At 63.4% G+C, this 17,272-nt stretch carries 9 protein-coding genes; all 9 read left to right on the plus strand.

Annotation, left to right across the window (positions count from 1 at the left end):
- Positions 1–29: 29 nt before the first annotated feature.
- The 9 genes from ABI582_RS15425 (at position 30) to ABI582_RS15465 (ending at position 16,790) form a co-directional block, all read left to right on the plus strand.
- A complete protein-coding gene (locus tag ABI582_RS15425; protein ID WP_442119614.1) occupies positions 30–893 on the plus strand; it encodes a LysR substrate-binding domain-containing protein in 864 nt (287 codons plus the stop codon).
- A 38-nt stretch (positions 894–931) separates the two neighbouring features.
- Positions 932–1,954: an AraC family transcriptional regulator gene (locus tag ABI582_RS15430; protein ID WP_442119615.1), complete on the plus strand. Its 1,023-nt coding sequence runs from the start codon at positions 932–934 to the stop codon at positions 1,952–1,954.
- A gap of 76 nt (positions 1,955–2,030) precedes the next feature.
- Positions 2,031–6,515, plus strand: a complete 4,485-nt coding sequence (locus tag ABI582_RS15435; RefSeq protein WP_442119616.1) for an NEL-type E3 ubiquitin ligase domain-containing protein — start codon at positions 2,031–2,033, stop codon at positions 6,513–6,515.
- A 102-nt stretch (positions 6,516–6,617) separates the two neighbouring features.
- The gene (locus ABI582_RS15440) at positions 6,618–11,111 is read left to right on the plus strand and encodes an NEL-type E3 ubiquitin ligase domain-containing protein (RefSeq protein WP_442119617.1); all 4,494 of its coding nucleotides are present in this window, start codon (positions 6,618–6,620) and stop codon (positions 11,109–11,111) included.
- A 123-nt stretch (positions 11,112–11,234) separates the two neighbouring features.
- Positions 11,235–12,881, plus strand: coding sequence for an AMP-binding protein (locus ABI582_RS15445; RefSeq protein WP_442119618.1), 1,647 nt, complete (start codon positions 11,235–11,237; stop codon positions 12,879–12,881).
- Between the two features lie 13 nt (positions 12,882–12,894).
- Positions 12,895–13,662: an SDR family NAD(P)-dependent oxidoreductase gene (locus ABI582_RS15450; protein WP_442119619.1), complete on the plus strand. Its 768-nt coding sequence runs from the start codon at positions 12,895–12,897 to the stop codon at positions 13,660–13,662.
- Positions 13,663–13,673: 11 nt separating this feature from the next.
- Positions 13,674–14,867 carry an acetyl-CoA C-acyltransferase gene (locus ABI582_RS15455; protein WP_442119620.1) on the plus strand — a complete coding sequence of 398 codons (1,194 nt, stop codon included), beginning with the start codon at positions 13,674–13,676 and terminating at the stop codon, positions 14,865–14,867.
- A gap of 8 nt (positions 14,868–14,875) precedes the next feature.
- Positions 14,876–16,003, plus strand: a complete 1,128-nt coding sequence (locus tag ABI582_RS15460) for an acyl-CoA dehydrogenase (protein WP_442119621.1) — start codon at positions 14,876–14,878, stop codon at positions 16,001–16,003.
- A gap of 13 nt (positions 16,004–16,016) precedes the next feature.
- Complete coding sequence (locus ABI582_RS15465) at positions 16,017–16,790, plus strand: enoyl-CoA hydratase (protein WP_043198529.1); 774 nt, start codon at positions 16,017–16,019, stop codon at positions 16,788–16,790.
- Positions 16,791–17,272 lie beyond the last annotated feature (482 nt).

Consider the following 17,272-nt stretch of genomic DNA (forward strand, 5'->3'; position numbering starts at 1 on the left):
TATCCCAGCTATAAGTCAGGCCGATAAATATGAACCTGTTCCAGCTACGTGCCTTCGACGCCGTGGCCCGTGAGGGCAGCTTTACCCGTGCTGCCGAGCGCCTGTTCATCAGCCAGCCGGCGGTGACCGGGCACGTCAAGGCCCTGGAGGAGCACTACCAGATCACCTTGCTGCGGCGAACCGCGCGGCGCGTGGAGTTGACCGAAGAGGGCACCCGCCTGGCGGCCATCACCCGGGCCATGTTCGGCCTGGCGGAAGAGGCACAGGCCATGCTCGAAGCCAACCGGCAGTTGCTGACCGGACGCCTGGAGGTGGCCGCAGACGGGCCGCACCGGGTCATGCCCATGCTGGCGCAGTTACGCGAGCGCTACCCCGGCATCACGGTCAATTTGCGGCTGGGCAACGCCCAGGAGACACTGGCTGCACTGTTGTCGGAACATGCCGACGTGGCGGTGCTGACCGAGATCGAGCCACGCAAGGGCCTGTACCTGCAGAACCTGTGCGAATCGCGCTTGTGCGCGTTGTTGCCAGCGGGCCATGCCTGGGCTGGCGGCGAAGGCGACTTGCCCCTGGCCGAGCTGCACCAGCAGATCATGGTGCTGCGCGAACCCAGCTCGACCACCCGGCGCACCTTCGACAAGGCCTGCGCTACTGCCGGTGTGCAGCCACGGGTGCTGCTGGAGCTGGACAGCCGTGAGGCGGTCACCGAGGCGGTGGCATCGCAGCTGGGCATCGGTGTGGTGTCGTCCACGGAAGTGGCCAACGACCCCCGGGTGGTGGCGCGACCGCTGGGCGGGCAGGGGCTGGTCAACCAGCACATGGTTGGCTGCCTGGAGCGGCGCCGTGAGTTACGCTTGATCCAGGCATTCCTGGGCCTGGCGGCCAGCCTTTGAGCCGGCCTGAGATGCCGGCATAACCTGATGGACAGTTGATGAGCGAGAAAGACACCATTTCCATGCAACTGGTGCGCGAAGCCTTGTTGCAGACCTGCCCGGCGGGTGAGCCGGATGTGGGATTACTGGCCCGCGCCGGTATTGACGCCGGGCAGTTGCAGGCACCGGATGCACGGGTCAGCGCCGAGGCGTATGCCCGGCTCTGGCGCTTGTTGGCGCGGCGTTGCAATGACGAGTTCTTTGCCATGGACCCGCGCGGCCTGCGCAGCGGCAGCCTGGCGTTCCTGTGCCGCGCGAGCATGGCCCAGCCCACCTTGGGCGATGGCCTGGAAACCGCGCTGGCGTTTCTATCGCTGATGCTCGAGGACTTGCAGCCGAGCCTGGTGCGTCAGCAGGGCCTGGCCGAGATTGTCATCAATGAGCCGCGCGATCTCCCACGGCGCCCGTTCACCTATTTCACCTTCTGGATGATCGTGCATGGCGTGGCCTGCTGGCTGGCCGGGCGACGTATCGCCATCCTGGCCATCGAGCTGCGCTGTGCCGAACCACCTTACTGCGACGATTACCGGGTAATGTTTTCGCAGAATCTGCAGTTCGAGCGGCCGCGCACCCGCATGATCATCAGTGCAGATTGCCTTGACGTGCCACTGCGCCGCAGCCCCGAGGACCTGCAGCGCTTTCTGGCCGAGGCGCCCGGCAACATCCTGGTCAAGTACCGTGATCCATCCAGCCTGGCGCGGCGTATTCGCGCCGACTTGCTACAACTGGACCCGTCGCGTTGGCCGGATGCCGATGCCCTGGCACGAGACTTGTGCCTGTCTCCGTCAACCTTGCGTCGTCGCTTGGCGGAGGAGGGGCAAAGCTACCAGGTGCTCAAGGACAGCGTCCGGCGTGAACTGGCCATTGCCTGGTTGAGCCAGGTCGAAGCGCCCATGGGGGAAATCGCCGAGCGCCTGGGGTTCGCCGATGGCAGTTCGTTCTACAAGGCATTTCGCAAGTGGTTCGGCTGCAACCCTGGGCATTACCGTGCGCTGATCCAGGCCCGGGGGGCGGCTGGCTGAAGGGTGGTGATTCCCACTGCCGCTGGTGGTGGTGTGTAGGCAGGTTATCGGTCGTCCCCCACCCAGGAAAGCGACCATGCCACAGACTGATACCGACACCCGCGTGCAAAATGCCGATGCTGAATTCACTGCCGAGCTCCTGCCCGCTTGGCTGAAGAATGCCAGCGGGGTGCAAATCGAGCGCCTGCGCGCCAAGGTCAGGGCTCACCTCGCCAGCCAGAGGCAGTTGTCGGTCTCGACCCGGCAACTTCAGCCACTGCACACATTCGCCAAGAATTTGCTCGAGCCGGCCATTAAGGCCAGGATGGGCGTGACGCTTGACCTGGATACTGCGCTGTGGCGGGAAGAGCGCCGTCGGTTGGATATTTCGCAAGGGACGATACGCGAATTCACGTCTTATTTCGTCAGAGGCCCTGCGCTGCAGAAGCTGGTGCAAAACTTCGAGAACGCTGAGTCGTTCTTTGCCCAGACTGCTCTGGTGCAAGCTGCGCAGGCGGGCGCGCCAAGCGAACAGGTAGTGTGCAGTGACATTGATGGCCTGGTCAGCCTGTGCCGCAGTACGGACGTTGGCGCAGCCTACCAGAGGCACCTGGCGCAGGTGTACACCGATGACTTCGAACGCGCCCTGGCCGAGGACAAGCGCCTTGAACTGGCGGTGGCGGTGCAGACGGCGAGCATGAAGGAGCAACTGACCCAGCATGATCTGCGCATGGTGCAGCAGGCGATTCGCGGCGTGGCAGTCAGCCATCCGCAAAGCCAGCGAGTGGTGGTGGGGGGGCTCAAGGTATTGAGTTGCCAACTGGATGGCGTGCTGGCATTCGAGCTGCTGGGCTCATGGGCGCGGCCTAGCCACCCTATCCCTCTACCGGACACAACCCGGGGAGTGCTGCTCTACCTGCCGGATGATCCACAGCAGCCGTTGCGCTTTTTCGATGACTGGTCAGCGGCCAACCGGGGGCTGGTTGTGGCCCTGGCAGACGACAGTTTCCGCCAGGCCTTCGCCCAGCGGACAACGCTACATGACCGGGCGCGCTACCTGACTTTGCTTGCCACGCGTCTGGGCGATGACCAGCCCGACCTGCAACCTGTATTGGTGCCGAGCTCTTCAGGCGCGTTCAGTGCGATGGCCGCCTGGCACGTGCAGCGGGTCAAGCGCGACGCAAGCTTTCTGGCTGTACCCACTGAGCAGGCGGATGCCACGGCCGCAGCCCGGCGACAGCGCGAACTTGAAAGCGCCGGCCTTGCGTTACTGAGCCTGGCGGGTTTGTTTGTGCCAGCGATTGGCGCGCTGTTGCTGATCGACTGGGGACAGCAATTGCTTGGCCAGCTCTATGAAGGGGTCAATGACTGGAGCCAAGGGCATCAGCACGAAGCCCTTGAACACCTGTTGCAGCTGGCCTCCAGCTTTGCGGCCACAGGTCTGGTGGCAGGAGGCGTAGTCGCAGCCCGTAGTGCGTTCTTCGATGCGCTGGAACCTGTCACTACCGAAGCGGGTGCGCAACGCTTGTGGCGGCATGATCTGCAACCCTACCGCCAGCCCGCCCCCAGCGTGCCACTGGTCGAACTGGACAATGGGTTATACAGCGATGGTAATGGGCACTGGTGGCGTGATGGGCAAGGGTATTACCGGGTGGCGCAGGATACCCGTGGCACCTGGCGCCTGCTGCATCGAGAGCAGCCCGGCGCTTTTGGGCCTGGCTTGCAAGGTAATGGCGAGCGTGCATGGCGTCTGGCCTTGGAGCGCCCATTGGAGTGGCAGGGCGAGGTTGAGTTGTTGAGCCGGCTTTGGCCATCGGCAAGGGGGCTGGAACGCGAGCGCGTAGCGCAGATCCTCAAGGTTGCCGATGTCGACGAGGCGCACCTGCGGGGTTTGCTGGTTGAAGGGCGGCGTTTGCCGGTCCGCTTGCGCGACACCCTGGAGAGATTCACGGTGGACGCGCGTATCCAGCGGTTTTTCCAGGCTGCAGCGCCAAGCGAGGCCGAGCCCGACATCTGGCACTGGTGTGTCGATAGCCTGGGGTTGGCAGGCGTGGTAGAGGCCGAGCAGACCGCTTTGATCCAGGCCAGCGCGGTCAGCTTGCGCCCGCGTTTGCTGGAGCACTTCTCCAGCCGGTACCTGATCGATGACGAGGCGGTAAGCCTGGTGAAACGAGACTTCCCGACACTGCCGGACGCCTATGCACTCGAGGTACTGAATCGGGCCGATGACGCAATTCGTCTGCGCATGCGCACCGAAGCGCGGCTGCCACTGGCATTGGCAGAGCGAGCACGTGGCCTGCTGCAGGAAGCCCGTCTGGTCCGGTTACGCGAGGCGCTGTACCTGCGGGGTAGCTACCGCGTCGATTCGGTCGAACTGCTGTTCGTGCTATTACGGCGCCATGGGCTTGGGCAGTCTCATTTCAACCTGATACTGCGTGACAAGTCCGAATTCGGCCCCGTGCTGGCAAGGCTGTTTCCCGAAGCAAGGGGTCAGCAAACCCTTGTGCTGGTGTGGCGACAAGGTGCTTTCGACCTGTATGACGAAAACGGGTTGCGCAGCGAGCTGGAGGTCGCTGAGCCGCAAGGCATTTTTGAAGTATTGGCAGCGTGCCTTCCAGAAGCCTATCGGCAGCGTCAGGGCTGGCTTGGTGAAGATGCCCTGGCACGCATGCGGGCCGCGATGCAGGGCTGGGTGCCAGCGCAGCGGCAGGCGTTGCTTCGTCTGCTCGGCTGGCGCGAGGCGCGCGCGCTGCCTTCGTCCTTGCAGCGCCTTGCTGACGGGCGGGTCGGCTACCTGCTCAGTGGTCGGGCCGTATCGTCGGTGCCCTCAGGGCAGGTTCTGCGTCAGCGGATTCGCAGCCTTTACCCAGGCTTCGATCAGCAAGAGGTCGAGCGTTTCCTGCAGATTCTGCTGCGTGGTCCTGGCTCGGTCTACTCGTGCCTGCTGCGCATGGAGCAGGAGTATCAGCGCCTCGATGAGCACCTGCAAAGCTGGACGGTGGCGGTGTCGGCTCGTGCGAGAAATACCCGGCGGGAGGTCGCTGATGCCTTCCGGCGTGCCTGGCGGCTGGAGGGCGAGCAGTTGGTCGATGGCAGTGGGGAGGCGAGCGGCTTGCGCGTGAATCTCGTCGGTTGGCCGGTGGGAGAGTTGCCAACCATACCCGCCGGGACAGACTTTGCTCATGTCATCGACTTGCGGCTGGTTGGGCTGCATCTGCAAACCCTGTCGGCCGGTTTTCTGCGCAGCTTTCCCGGCTTGCAGAGCCTGGACCTGAGCAACAACAGCTTGGCCGCCCTGCCTGAACATCTGCGTGGGCTGCCCCTCTTGAGGCACCTGAACCTGCGGCGCAACCGCATTCGCGTGTCGACGAGTCAGTCCAACGCCCTGACCGAGTTACCCCAATTGCGAACGCTTGACCTGAGTGAGAACCCGTTGGGTACGATCAGCCTTCATTTCAATCAGTTGTCCGGCCTGCGTGACTTGCGTTTGTTCCGCTGCGGTTTGTTGCGGGTGCCGGCAGGGTTGGAGTGGTTGGGGATGTTGCAACATGTTGACCTGCGCAACAACTTGCTCAACGATCTGCCAGCGGCATTGCTCGATGCCCCTGAGCCTCTGCGTCGCGTCATCGCTGTACAAGGCAATGCATTGGCCACGCACATCACCGAGCGCCTGTATGCCCGGGCTCCGCACGTGCACGTGGGGGGCGAGGCAGTGGAAACTGCGGATGGCAAGGCCAGTTGGCTCGCTACCCTGGAGGAGGCGGATATTGACAACCGACGCCGCCAATGGGAAGCCTTGCTGCGTGAGCCGGGAAGCACTGCGTTCTTCCAACTGCTCGACGAGCTTACCGGGAGCTCGGACTATCGTTTGGTGCGCACTGACCTGAGCCGGCGTGTCTGGGCCATGATCGAGGCGCTCAACCAGGACACGCGCATGCGCCAGGAACTGTTCGAGCTGGCGGCTGATCCGCGTACTTGCGTGGACAGCGTTGCCAGTTGTTTCGGCCACCTTGAAGTGCGCCTGCAAGTGCTCCAGGCCACCCATGGAGGCGACCCACTGAGCACCCGTGACGCGCGCCTGCAATTGGCTCGGCGCCTCTTCCGGCTGGACCGTGTGGAAGCGTTTGCACGTCAGGACTTCCAGGCCCGGCCGCAACCCGGGGATGGTGAAGCGGTGGACGAGGTAGAAGTCAGCCTCGCCTACCGCACCGGGCTATCGGGGAGGCTCGATCTGATCGGTCAACCACGTACCATGCAGTTTCGCGCGATTGCCGGGGTGACCCACGATGATCTGGAAAGGGTCTACCAAGCTGTGCAAGAGGCTGAAGCCAGCGACGAACTGGCGGTGTTCATCAGCCAGCGTGATTTCTGGTTGCCGGTGCTGCGTGTGCAATGTGCAGAAGAGTTCGAGGCGCTCGAGCAAGGGTTCGACACCCGATTGCAGGCACTCGATGAGCGCAAGGAGGCACTCGGCAGCGCCGCCTATGTGCAAGAGGCCAACCAGATGGGCAAGGACCGCGACGCGGCGCTGGATGCATTGGCCCTGCGCTTGACCCGTGAAGCGCTGCTGGCGCAGTCCTGAAGGCAGCAGGCAGTCGAATCACGGTCACGGTTGTATTTCCGTGTGCCTTGCCCTGGGCAAGTTGGCGAGCATGCCAGCTCACCTCTCGCTCCCGGGGCATCCATGACTTCCAGCACTTTCAACCCTGTGATCAGCCATGAACAAGCAACCGATGACTTCATCGCTGCCAGGCTACCCGACTGGCTGAAACGCGCCAGCCAGGCTCAGATCGTCGCCCTGCGCGGCAGCCTCAATGCCCACCACGCCAGCCAGGCCCGCCTGCGCGGGCTCACGCTGACCCTGCAACCCCTGCAGGTGTTCGCCGAACAGAGCCTGTTGGCCGTGCTGGTGAAGCCACTGCCTGAAGGCATGACCCTCGCAGGGCTGGAATGGCTGCAGGTCTCACCACGCGTTGGGACATTGCCCGGCACGTTTCAGCAGACTTACCAGTATTCGGCGACCCGGCGCGACGGTTTGCTGAGGCTGATGGGCAACTTCGGCCCTGACGAATCGTTTTACCTGGGCACCGGGCTGGTACTCCCTGGACGGGATGATGTGTTCACCGGTACGCCCGAGCAACTGGTTGCGACATGCCGTGCGCTGGACGTGGGCAGGCTCTACCAGGCCGAGCTGCAGCGTACTTTCAATGCGACCACCGAAGGCATTCTTGCCCAGGACAAACGTTCAGGCCTGGTACTGGCTGCGCAGGTTGCGACGCTCAAGGGCGACATCGACGAGCAGGTGCAGCAGGCCTTGGGCAAGATGGTAGACGGGGGTGGTGCCCATTCAGACACTGGCCTGCATGGCTACCCCGGCTTGCTGGAGGTGCTGGGCCAGCCTGTGGCTGACGGCCTGTTCATTCGTTTACGAGACAGTGTTGGCCAGGACCGAGGTGTGGTTCTCTACCTGCCCAGCGATCCCGTGCAGGCTCTGCGCCGTTTCGACTCCACAGAGGCCATGAACGCTGCGATGGCTGCAGCATTGCAAGGGAAGGCCTACCGGGACTACTTCATTCAGTTGATCAGCTTGCGACATCGGGCAAGCATCGCAAGTGTGCTGAGTGCACGCCTCAAGGACGCGCAGCCCGATCTGGCATTGAAGGGGGCTACAGCATCTGGGGACCTGTTCGCCGCGCTGGCCGCGCAACAGCTGCAGCGGGTAAAGGACGACGCCCGGCTGTTACTGGTCCCCACCGCAGACGCCGATGCTGCCGCCGCCCGCGCTCGCCATGCGGCCTGGCATGCCGCAGGGCTCGACTTGCTCAACCTGGCAGGGTTTTTCATCCCTGTCGTAGGCGCGCTACTGCTCGGCCAACTGGTGGCGCAGACGCTTGGCGAAGTCTTCGAGGGCGTCAAGGACTGGGCCCGAGGGCACCAGCACGAGGCGCTGGAGCACATGCTGGGGGTTGCCGAGACGGTGGCTGCGACAGCGGTGACAGTGGGCGCTGTGAGCTTTTTGCGCAGCACCTTTGTCGATAGCCTGCAGCCGGTGAATGTGGGAGGGCGGCGTGGCCGGTTGTGTTCCGATGACATCACGCCCTATGAGTCGAACCCAGGCACCATCGCCCTGCGTGATGACGGGCTCTATGGTGACGAGAACAGGCGCTGGATGCGCAGGGGGCAGCGTTACTATGAAGTACAGCGCAGTGAGCCTGAAGCCCCATACCGCCTGCATCACCCTGGCGGGGACCAGGTGCATGGGCCGACCGTGCTGCACAACGGTGAGCGCGGCTGGCGCCTGTTGCAGGATCAACCGCAACGCTGGAGCGATGTTGGCGTGATGCTCGATAGCCTGTGGCCGCAGCATCCTGCGATTGATGCACAGCGGGCCGCGCAGGTGTTGCAAGTGGCCGGTGTGGATGCAGAAGAGTTGCGGGGCGTGCTGGTAGAAAACCGGCCGGCGCCTGTGAACCTGCGCGAGACCTTGCGGCGCTTCGAGGCCGATGCACGCATCGAGTCGTTTTTCACTCGCCTCACCCGCTACTCGCTTGCCACGCAAGACAGCCCATTGCTGGCGTGGTGCCAGGCTCGTTGTGCCAGTACCGACAACGACGTCCTGTTGCGCCAGCGAGCGGCCTTGCAGGGGCCTCTTCTAGAGCACCTGAGCAGCCCACCCGCTGGTGCTGACGCTCTGCTGACCTTGATAAAACGTGATTTTACCGGGTTGCCGGATGCCTATGCGCAGGCGCTGGTCGTACAGGCCAGCGAAGGTGAGCGGTTGCTGGCAACGTCAAGTGGGCGTGTGACGCTGGGGCTCGCGAACAAGGCCCGCTCCCTGCTGCGCCTGGCCAGATTGAACCGTACGCTCGAGGGGTTTTACCTGCCCGCCAGCTACCGGGACGAAACTGGCCAACTGGCTTTCGCGCTACTTCAGGGCGAAGTGGAAAGCGGCGCGGGCGTGTCTTGCGAAGCGCTCAGCCTGGAATTGCGCGATGGTGGACCGGACGGGCGTTTGCTAAAGGCCATTGGTACCGCTGTGGACCCCCTCGTGCGCAGAATAGTGGTGCGCCAAGAGGGGCGGTTCGATCTTTACGATGGCCTGGGTCGTGGGTTGCCGTTCGGCCCTGGTAACCCGGCAAGCGTGTACGAAATGCTTGCGGCGGCTTTGGCGCCTGAGCATCGCGCAGCGCTTGGCATTGTTCAAGGCGACGCTGGGGCCCAGCTACGCCAGCGACTGCTGGCCAGGCTTCCTGCCACGCACCAAGGGGTTGCCGAACTCCTGCAATGGCCGCCCCAGCCGCAGTGGCTGAACCCTGGGCGACGCTTGCCAGACGGCCGGGTTGGCTACCTGCTCAGTGGCCGGGCTGGGGGCGATAGCCGTTCATTCCCTGCGCGTGTGCGGGAGCGTTTGCGCCAGCTTTATCCAGGGCTGGATGAGACGCAGCTGGATCAGGAACAGGCGCTTCTTGCAAGCGGGCAGCGGCCGGCCTATGAGCGCCTCGTCGAGCTTGAGGATGACCATGATCAGTTGATTCGCCACCTCAATCGCTGGAGCAGCGCCGAACTGGGCGAAGGGCGCCGGATACTCCGGCGTCGCGTGGCCGACGTCATTCTGCGGGCTTGGCGCTTGCAGGGCGACTGGATCTACGACAATGCGGGCACTGCGACAGGTCAGCGCCTGTCGCTGAGTGGCATGCTGCTCAACAGTTTGCCGGAGCTACCGGTTGTCATCGATTTCCACCGTGTAACCAGCTTGCAATTGCAGGAGTCGGCGGTCGATACGGTGCCAGTGAACTTCTTGCGCCCGTTTACCACGCTGACCGAGCTGGACATGAGTTTCAACCGGCTGCGCAACATTCCGCTCGGGGTTGCTTACCTGCCGCAACTGCGACGTTTGCGCCTGGCGCACAATCAGATCCGCCTCAATGCGCAAGCAGTCGGAGTCTTGCAGGCAATGACGGGCTTGTCCCAGCTTGACTTGAGCTACAACCGGCTGGAAGACCTCCACCTTGACTTCAACCATTTCTCGGCCATGACTCACCTGACCCTGCGCCACTGCCAGCTAAGCACGTGGCCCAGCCGGATTGAGCTGTGTGGCTTGCTGATGCACTGTGACCTGCGCGACAACCAGTTGCTGGCACCACCGGAAGCGTTGATGGCAATGCCGTATGCCTGGCGCCAGTCACTTCTCGTCGACCGTAACCCGCTAACCGGGGGGCAGTTGCAACGGTTGTTCGCGCTGGACCCCATCGAGGAACATGGGCATTTGCCAGAGCCGATGGGCAGGGTCGACTTGCTTAATGCGCGATCCTTGTGGCTGCAGCATGTCCCCGAGATTGATCGAGCTGCGCGCGCAGTGCTGTGGGACGGGCTGTTGGCCGAACCGGACAGCGCAGGCTTGTTCCGTATTTTGGCGCTGCTGGAGCAGACGGCTGATTATGAATCGGCAGTTGCCGAAGGTGGTCGAGACGCACTTGCGCGTGATGTATGGGCTGCGCTGCTGGCGATCGAGGGCAGTCCGGCATTGCGGATACGCGTTTTTGCAGAGGCCAATCAACCGGTTTCTTGCGCGGACATGGTCAGCGATCGGTTCAGTCAAGTGAATGTGAGAGTGTTGCTGGCCAAGGCTGAAACCGATGCGCGAGACGTGACGCAACGGGCACAGTTGATGGCATTCGGCCGGCAGCTGTTTCGGCTTGATCAGGTATGGCAGCAAGCCCGCCGAGCGATACTGCGCCAGGGCGGCGAGGATGAACAGGTGGGGCGCTCGGCCTTGGCACTGGCCTACCGCGTGCGCCTGCGCGAGCGTCTTGATTTGCCGGGCCAACCACGGGCGATGCGCTACCCGGACTCTGTCGCCTTGAGCGATCAACAAGTCAACGGCGTGGCTGCGGTTGTCCTCGCCAATGAAACGATGGAGGCGTTGACTCAAAGCCTGCTGAGTCGACTGTTCTGGCAAACCTGCCTTCGTGAGCAGCACCGCGCGCTGTTCGAGGCACTCAGAACCGACTATCTCCAGCGCAGGGCAAACTTGCGCGCTATCCAGCCACCCGTCCCGGTCGACCACCTGCGTTCGCAGCTTGCTGATCTGGACGATCAGGAACTACGCGATACAGAGCGACTGATGGCAGGGTTGACCGAGTCTTACTTGCATAGCCTGCGCCGGGGCGCCGCCTGATCTGCAAGGCGGCCAAACCAGTCATCCAGATTGACAGCTTTGGCCATTGCCGCCGTGCATGAGCGGCGCGAACATCGTCAGACCGATGGTTAACTCCAAAAACAAGAAACCAGGAGTCTGACGATGCGCGATTACACTGAGGCTGCTCGTGCGTTCGACCATGGCCAGGCTGCTGCTGCGGCGCTGCATGGCCACCTCGAAGCCCTCAATGCCTGTGTCGAATGCTGTGACCGCCATGCCGGTGACGGCAAGCTGGCGCTGATCCACGAAGACCGCGATGGCAACACTGTGCGGTACAGTTTCGACCAGCTCAAGGCGCAGGCTGCCCGTTTTGCCAATGTGCTCAAAGCACGAGGCGTAGGCGCCGGTGACCGGGTGGCTGGGTTGATGCCACGCACTCCCGAGCTGCTTGTCACCATTCTCGCCACCTGGCGCCTTGGCGCCGTATATCAGCCGTTGTTCACAGCGTTCGGCCCCAAGGCCATCGAGCACCGCCTTGAGCAGTCGCATGCCCGCGTAGTGGTTACCGACAGCCTTAACCGGGGCAAGTTGGACGACGTGCATGCCTGCCCGACCATCATCACGGTCAATGCCCGCGTCGGCGAGTTGGACTTCCAGCAGTGCCTGGAGGGTGCCGCGAGCGACTGTGAGCCGGTAATGCGCTCGGGTAACGACCCGTTCTTGCTGATGTTCACTTCAGGCACCACCGGCCCGGCCAAACCGCTGGAAGTGCCGCTGCGTGCCATTGTCGCGTTTCAGGGCTACATGCGCGACGCCATCGACCTGCGCAGCGAAGACAACTTCTGGAACCTGGCCGACCCGGGTTGGGCCTATGGCCTGTACTACGCGGTCACCGGCCCGTTGTCGCTGGGCCATGCCACCACGTTCTACGATGGCCCGTTCAGCGTCGAAAGTTGCGCGCGGGTGATCGACAAGCTGGGCATCACCAACCTGGCAGGCTCGCCCACCGCCTACCGCTTGCTGATTGCTGCCGGCAGTGCGTTCTCGGCGCCTGTCAAAGGCCGCCTGCGCGTAGTCAGCAGTGCCGGTGAACCGCTCAACCCGGAAGTGATCCGCTGGTTCGCCGACGAGCTGGGCGTGACCATCCACGACCACTACGGCCAGACCGAGCTGGGTATGGTGCTGTGCAACCACCATGGCTTGTCACACCCCGTGCACCTGGGGTCGGCCGGTTTCGCCATCCCCGGCCATCGCATCGTGGTGCTGGACGAGCAGGGTAACGAACTGCCGACTGGCCAGCCGGGCACCCTGGCCGTCGACCGCGAGCAATCGCCCCTTTGCTGGTTCGGCGGCTACCACGGCCTGCCGACCAAGGCGTTCATCGGCAAATACTACCTCAGTGGCGACACCGTCGAGCTTAACGCTGATGGCAGCATCAGTTTCGTTGGCCGCAGCGATGACGTGATTACCACGTCCGGGTATCGCGTGGGGCCGTTCGACGTCGAGAGCGCGTTGATCGAGCACCCCACGGTGGTCGAGGCCGCAGTCATCGGCAGGCCGGACCCGGAACGTACCGAACTGATCAAGGCGTTCGTGGTGCTGGCCCAAGGCGTCGTAGGTTGTGCCGAGCTGGAAGAAACGCTGCGTCAGCATGTACGCCAGCGCCTGTATGCCCATGCCTACCCCCGCGAAATCGAATTCGTCAGCGAGCTGCCCAAGACCCCGAGCGGCAAGCTGCAACGCTTCATCCTGCGCAACCAGGAAGTCGCCAAACAACAAGCGCAACAGGCCACCCCTGCCAGCGCCTGAAAGGAAACCGATCATGCACATAGCCAATAAACACTTCATCGTCAGCGGCGCCGCCTCCGGGTTGGGTGCTGCCACTGCGCAGATGCTGGTCGAGGCCGGCGCCAAGGTCATGCTGGTCGACCTCAATGCCCAGGCCGTCGAGGCCAAGGCCCGGGAGCTGGGTGACAACGCCCGCTTCGCCGTGGCTGACATCAGCGACGAGCAGGCTGCCCAGGCGGCCGTCGATGCAGCCGTCAGCGCCTTTGGCAGCTTGCAAGGGCTGGTCAATTGCGCCGGCATCGTTGGTGCCGAGAAGGTGCTGGGCAAGCAGGGCCCGCATGGCCTGGCCAGCTTCGCCAAGGTCATCAACGTCAACCTGGTCGGCAGCTTCAATTTGCTGCGCCTGACCGCTGCAGCCATGGCCGAAGGGCCTGCCGATGAGGCCGGCGAGCGTGGCGTGATCATCAACACCGCCTCCATCGCTGCCTATGACGGCCAGATCGGCCAGGCTGCCTACGCTGCCTCCAAGGGCGCCATTGCCAGCCTGACCTTGCCGGCCGCGCGCGAACTGGCACGCTTCGGGATCCGCGTGATGACCATTGCCCCGGGCATCTTCGAAACGCCGATGATGGCTGGCATGACCGAGGAAGTGCGTGCTTCGCTGGCTGCCGGCGTGCCGTTCCCGCCACGGCTGGGGCGCCCGCAGGAATACGCTGCGCTGGCCCGTCACATCATCGAGAACAGCATGCTCAACGGCGAGGTGATCCGCCTCGACGGTGCACTGCGCATGGCTGCCAAGTAAGGAGAGCGAACATGACCCTCGCCAATGATCCGATCGTAATCGTCAGCGCCGTGCGCACGCCCATGGGCGGCCTGCAGGGCGACCTGAAAAGCCTGACCGCGCCACAACTGGGCAGCGCGGCCATTCGTGGTGCCGTGGAACGTGCCGGCATCGATGCTGCCAGTGTCGAGCAAGTGCTGTTCGGTTGCGTACTGCCGGCCGGTCTGGGCCAGGCGCCGGCACGCCAGGCGGCGCTGGGGGCCGGGCTGGACAAGCACACCACCTGCACCACCCTGAACAAGATGTGTGGCTCGGGCATGCAGGCCGCGATTATGGCCCATGACCTGCTGCTGGCTGGCACCGCAGACGTAGTAGTAGCGGGTGGCATGGAAAGCATGACCAACGCCCCGTACCTGCTGGACAAAGCCCGTGGCGGCTACCGCATGGGCCACGGCAAGATCATCGACCATATGTTCATGGACGGCCTGGAAGACGCTTATGACAAAGGCCGCCTGATGGGCACCTTTGCCGAAGACTGCGCCCAGGCCAATGCTTTTAGTCGCGAAGCCCAGGACCAGTTCGCTATCACCTCGCTTACCCGTGCCCAGGACGCGATCAGCAGCGGCCGCTTTGCCGCCGAAGTCGTGCCGGTGGAAGTCACCGAGGTCAAGGAAAAGCGCGTTATCAAAGATGACGAGCAGCCGCCCAAGGCGCGCCTGGACAAGATCCCGCAGCTCAAGCCCGCCTTCCGTGAAGGTGGCACGGTGACCGCAGCCAACTCCAGCTCGATTTCCGATGGTGCTGCGGCGCTGGTACTGATGCGCCGCTCCGAAGCCGACAAGCGCGGCCTCAAAGCACTGGCAGTGATTCACGGCCACGCGGCCTTCGCCGACACCCCGGCGCTGTTCCCGACCGCGCCGATCGGCGCCATCGACAAATTGATGAAACGCACCGGCTGGGACCTGGCCGAAGTCGACCTGTTCGAGATCAACGAGGCCTTCGCCGTGGTTACCCTGGCGGCCATGAAACACCTTGACCTGCCCCACGACAAGGTCAACATCCACGGCGGCGCCTGTGCCCTTGGCCACCCGATCGGCGCTTCGGGCGCACGCATCCTGGTGACCCTGCTGTCGGCCCTTCGCCAGAACAACCTGCGCCGCGGCGTGGCGGCCATCTGCATTGGCGGTGGCGAGGCCACGGCCATGGCCGTCGAATGCCTGTACTGAGGTGAACCATGCTGGTAACTGACGAGCAACAACAGATCGCCGATGCGGTACGCGCCTTTGCCCAGGAACGCCTGAAACCATTTGCCGAGCAGTGGGACAAGGAACACCGCTTCCCCAAGGAGGCCATCGAGGAGATGGCCGAGCTGGGCCTGTTCGGCATGCTGGTCCCGGAACAGTGGGGCGGCAGCGACACCGGTTACGTGGCCTACGCCATGGCCCTGGAAGAAATCGCCGCTGGCGATGGTGCCTGCTCGACGATCATGAGCGTGCACAATTCGGTAGGCTGTGTACCCATCCTGCGTTTTGGCACCGAGCAGCAGAAGGCGCAGTTCCTCACCCCCCTGGCAACTGGCGCGATGCTGGGTGCCTTTGCACTCACCGAACCCCAGGCTGGCTCCGATGCCAGCAGCCTGAAGGCTCGAGCGCGCCTGGACGGTGACCACTATGTGCTCAATGGCAGCAAGCAGTTCATCACCTCCGGGCAGAACGCCGGGGTGGTGATCGTGTTTGCCGTGACTGATCCCGAGGCCGGCAAGCGAGGGATAAGCGCCTTTATCGTGCCCACTGATTCGCCGGGCTACCAGGTGGCGCGGGTCGAGGACAAGCTCGGCCAGCACGCGTCCGACACCTGCCAGATCGTCTTCGATAACGTGCGTGTACCGGTGGCCAACCGCCTGGGCGCAGAAGGCGAGGGCTACAAGATTGCCCTGGCCAACCTGGAAGGCGGGCGCATCGGTATCGCTTCGCAGGCTGTGGGCATGGCCCGTGCGGCGTTCGAAGTGGCGCGTGACTACGCCAATGAGCGGCAAAGCTTTGGCAAGGCGCTGATCGAACACCAGGCTGTGGCCTTCCGCCTGGCCGACATGGCGACCAAAATTGCCGTGGCCCGGCAGATGGTGCTGCACGCCGCCGCGCTGCGTGACGCCGGGCGCCCGGCGCTGGTGGAAGCGTCCATGGCCAAGCTGTTTGCCTCGGAAATGGCCGAAAAGGTCTGTTCGGATGCCTTGCAGACCCTGGGCGGTTATGGCTATCTGAGTGACTTCCCGCTGGAGCGGATCTACCGCGACGTTCGGGTTTGCCAGATCTACGAAGGCACCAGCGACATTCAGCGCATGGTCATTGCGCGCAATCTTTGAAGGAGCAGACTGCATGGCATTCGAAACCATCCTGTTGGACATTCACGGCAAGGTCGGCCTGATTACCCTCAACCGCCCGCAGGCACTGAATGCGCTGAATGCGCAGATTGTTGGCGAGATCAACCAGGCCCTGGACCAGCTCGAGCGAGATCCGAACATCGGTTGTGTGGTGCTCACGGGTTCGGCCAAGGCCTTTGCCGCTGGCGCTGACATCAAGGAAATGGCCGACCTGCAATACCCACAGATCTACGTCGATGACCTGTTCAGCGATGCTGACCGCATTGCCAACCGGCGCAAGCCGATCATTGCTGCGGTATCCGGCTTCGCCTTGGGCGGCGGCTGCGAGCTGGCGATGATGTGTGACTTTATCCTTGCTGCGGACAACGCCAAATTTGGTCAGCCGGAAATCAACCTTGGCGTGCTGCCGGGCATGGGCGGCACCCAGCGGCTCACCCGTGCGGTGGGCAAGGCCAAGGCCATGGAACTGTGCCTGACCGGCCGCCTGATGGGCGCCGAAGAGGCCGAGCGTGCTGGCCTGGTGGCGCGCATTGTGCCGCAGGCGGAGTTGGTCGAAGAGGCGCTGAAAGTGGCGGCGACCATTGCCAGCAAGTCGATCCCGGTGAGCATGATGGTCAAGGAGAGCGTCAATCGCGCGTTCGAAGTTACCCTCAGCGAGGGTGTGCGCTTTGAGCGCCGGGTGTTCCATGCGGCGTTCTCTACCGAAGACCAGAAAGAAGGCATGGCCGCATTCATCGCCAAGCGCGAGGCACAGTTCAAGGATCGTTGATCAGACGCGGTTCGTGCCGTTGCCGTTGCCGTTGCCGTTGTTTTTGCTTTTGCTTTTGCTTTTGCTTTTAAGCGCGCGGTAGTTCAGGCGACGCAGATTGCGACTTCAGGAGGCCGAGCGCAGGGCTTGCGAAGGGAGGTGACGGGCATGGATGCCCGTCAAGCGCTGGGCCCCAGGATGGGGCCTGCAGCGCGGTCCTCCCGGGAGCAAGCCCGGAGCGAGGGGACCCCGGAGCGAAGCGTAGGGGCCGGATGATGGGAGCGGACGGCTTTGGTTACTTTGGCCAAGACCAAAGTAACCCGCCGGAAGGGCGGAAAGGTGACTTGGCGCCACCTGCGCGAACGAATGTCTGCTCGGTGTGAATGCCCACACCAAAAAAGCTAAAAGCTTAAGCGTTGGTTTTGATATGTCGAAAACTCCATTTGCGATGGCGACGCTGACTCACCTTTTCGCCCTTACGGCGAGTCACTTTTTGCCAAACG

It is taken from the genome of Pseudomonas sp. SAS7 (assembly GCF_052112345.1).
Classification (GTDB): domain Bacteria; phylum Pseudomonadota; class Gammaproteobacteria; order Pseudomonadales; family Pseudomonadaceae; genus Aquipseudomonas; species Aquipseudomonas putida_Q.

Coding starts and splice junctions, on each gene's coding strand:
- ABI582_RS15455 (WP_442119620.1), top strand. CDS start 13,674: ATGACCCTCGCCAATGATCCGATCGTAATCGTCAGCGCCGTGCGCACG.
- ABI582_RS15460 (WP_442119621.1), top strand. CDS start 14,876: ATGCTGGTAACTGACGAGCAACAACAGATCGCCGATGCGGTACGCGCC.
- ABI582_RS15440 (WP_442119617.1), top strand. CDS start 6,618: ATGACTTCCAGCACTTTCAACCCTGTGATCAGCCATGAACAAGCAACC.
- ABI582_RS15445 (WP_442119618.1), top strand. CDS start 11,235: ATGCGCGATTACACTGAGGCTGCTCGTGCGTTCGACCATGGCCAGGCT.
- ABI582_RS15430 (WP_442119615.1), top strand. CDS start 932: ATGAGCGAGAAAGACACCATTTCCATGCAACTGGTGCGCGAAGCCTTG.
- ABI582_RS15450 (WP_442119619.1), top strand. CDS start 12,895: ATGCACATAGCCAATAAACACTTCATCGTCAGCGGCGCCGCCTCCGGG.
- ABI582_RS15435 (WP_442119616.1), top strand. CDS start 2,031: ATGCCACAGACTGATACCGACACCCGCGTGCAAAATGCCGATGCTGAA.
- ABI582_RS15425 (WP_442119614.1), top strand. CDS start 30: ATGAACCTGTTCCAGCTACGTGCCTTCGACGCCGTGGCCCGTGAGGGC.
- ABI582_RS15465 (WP_043198529.1), top strand. CDS start 16,017: ATGGCATTCGAAACCATCCTGTTGGACATTCACGGCAAGGTCGGCCTG.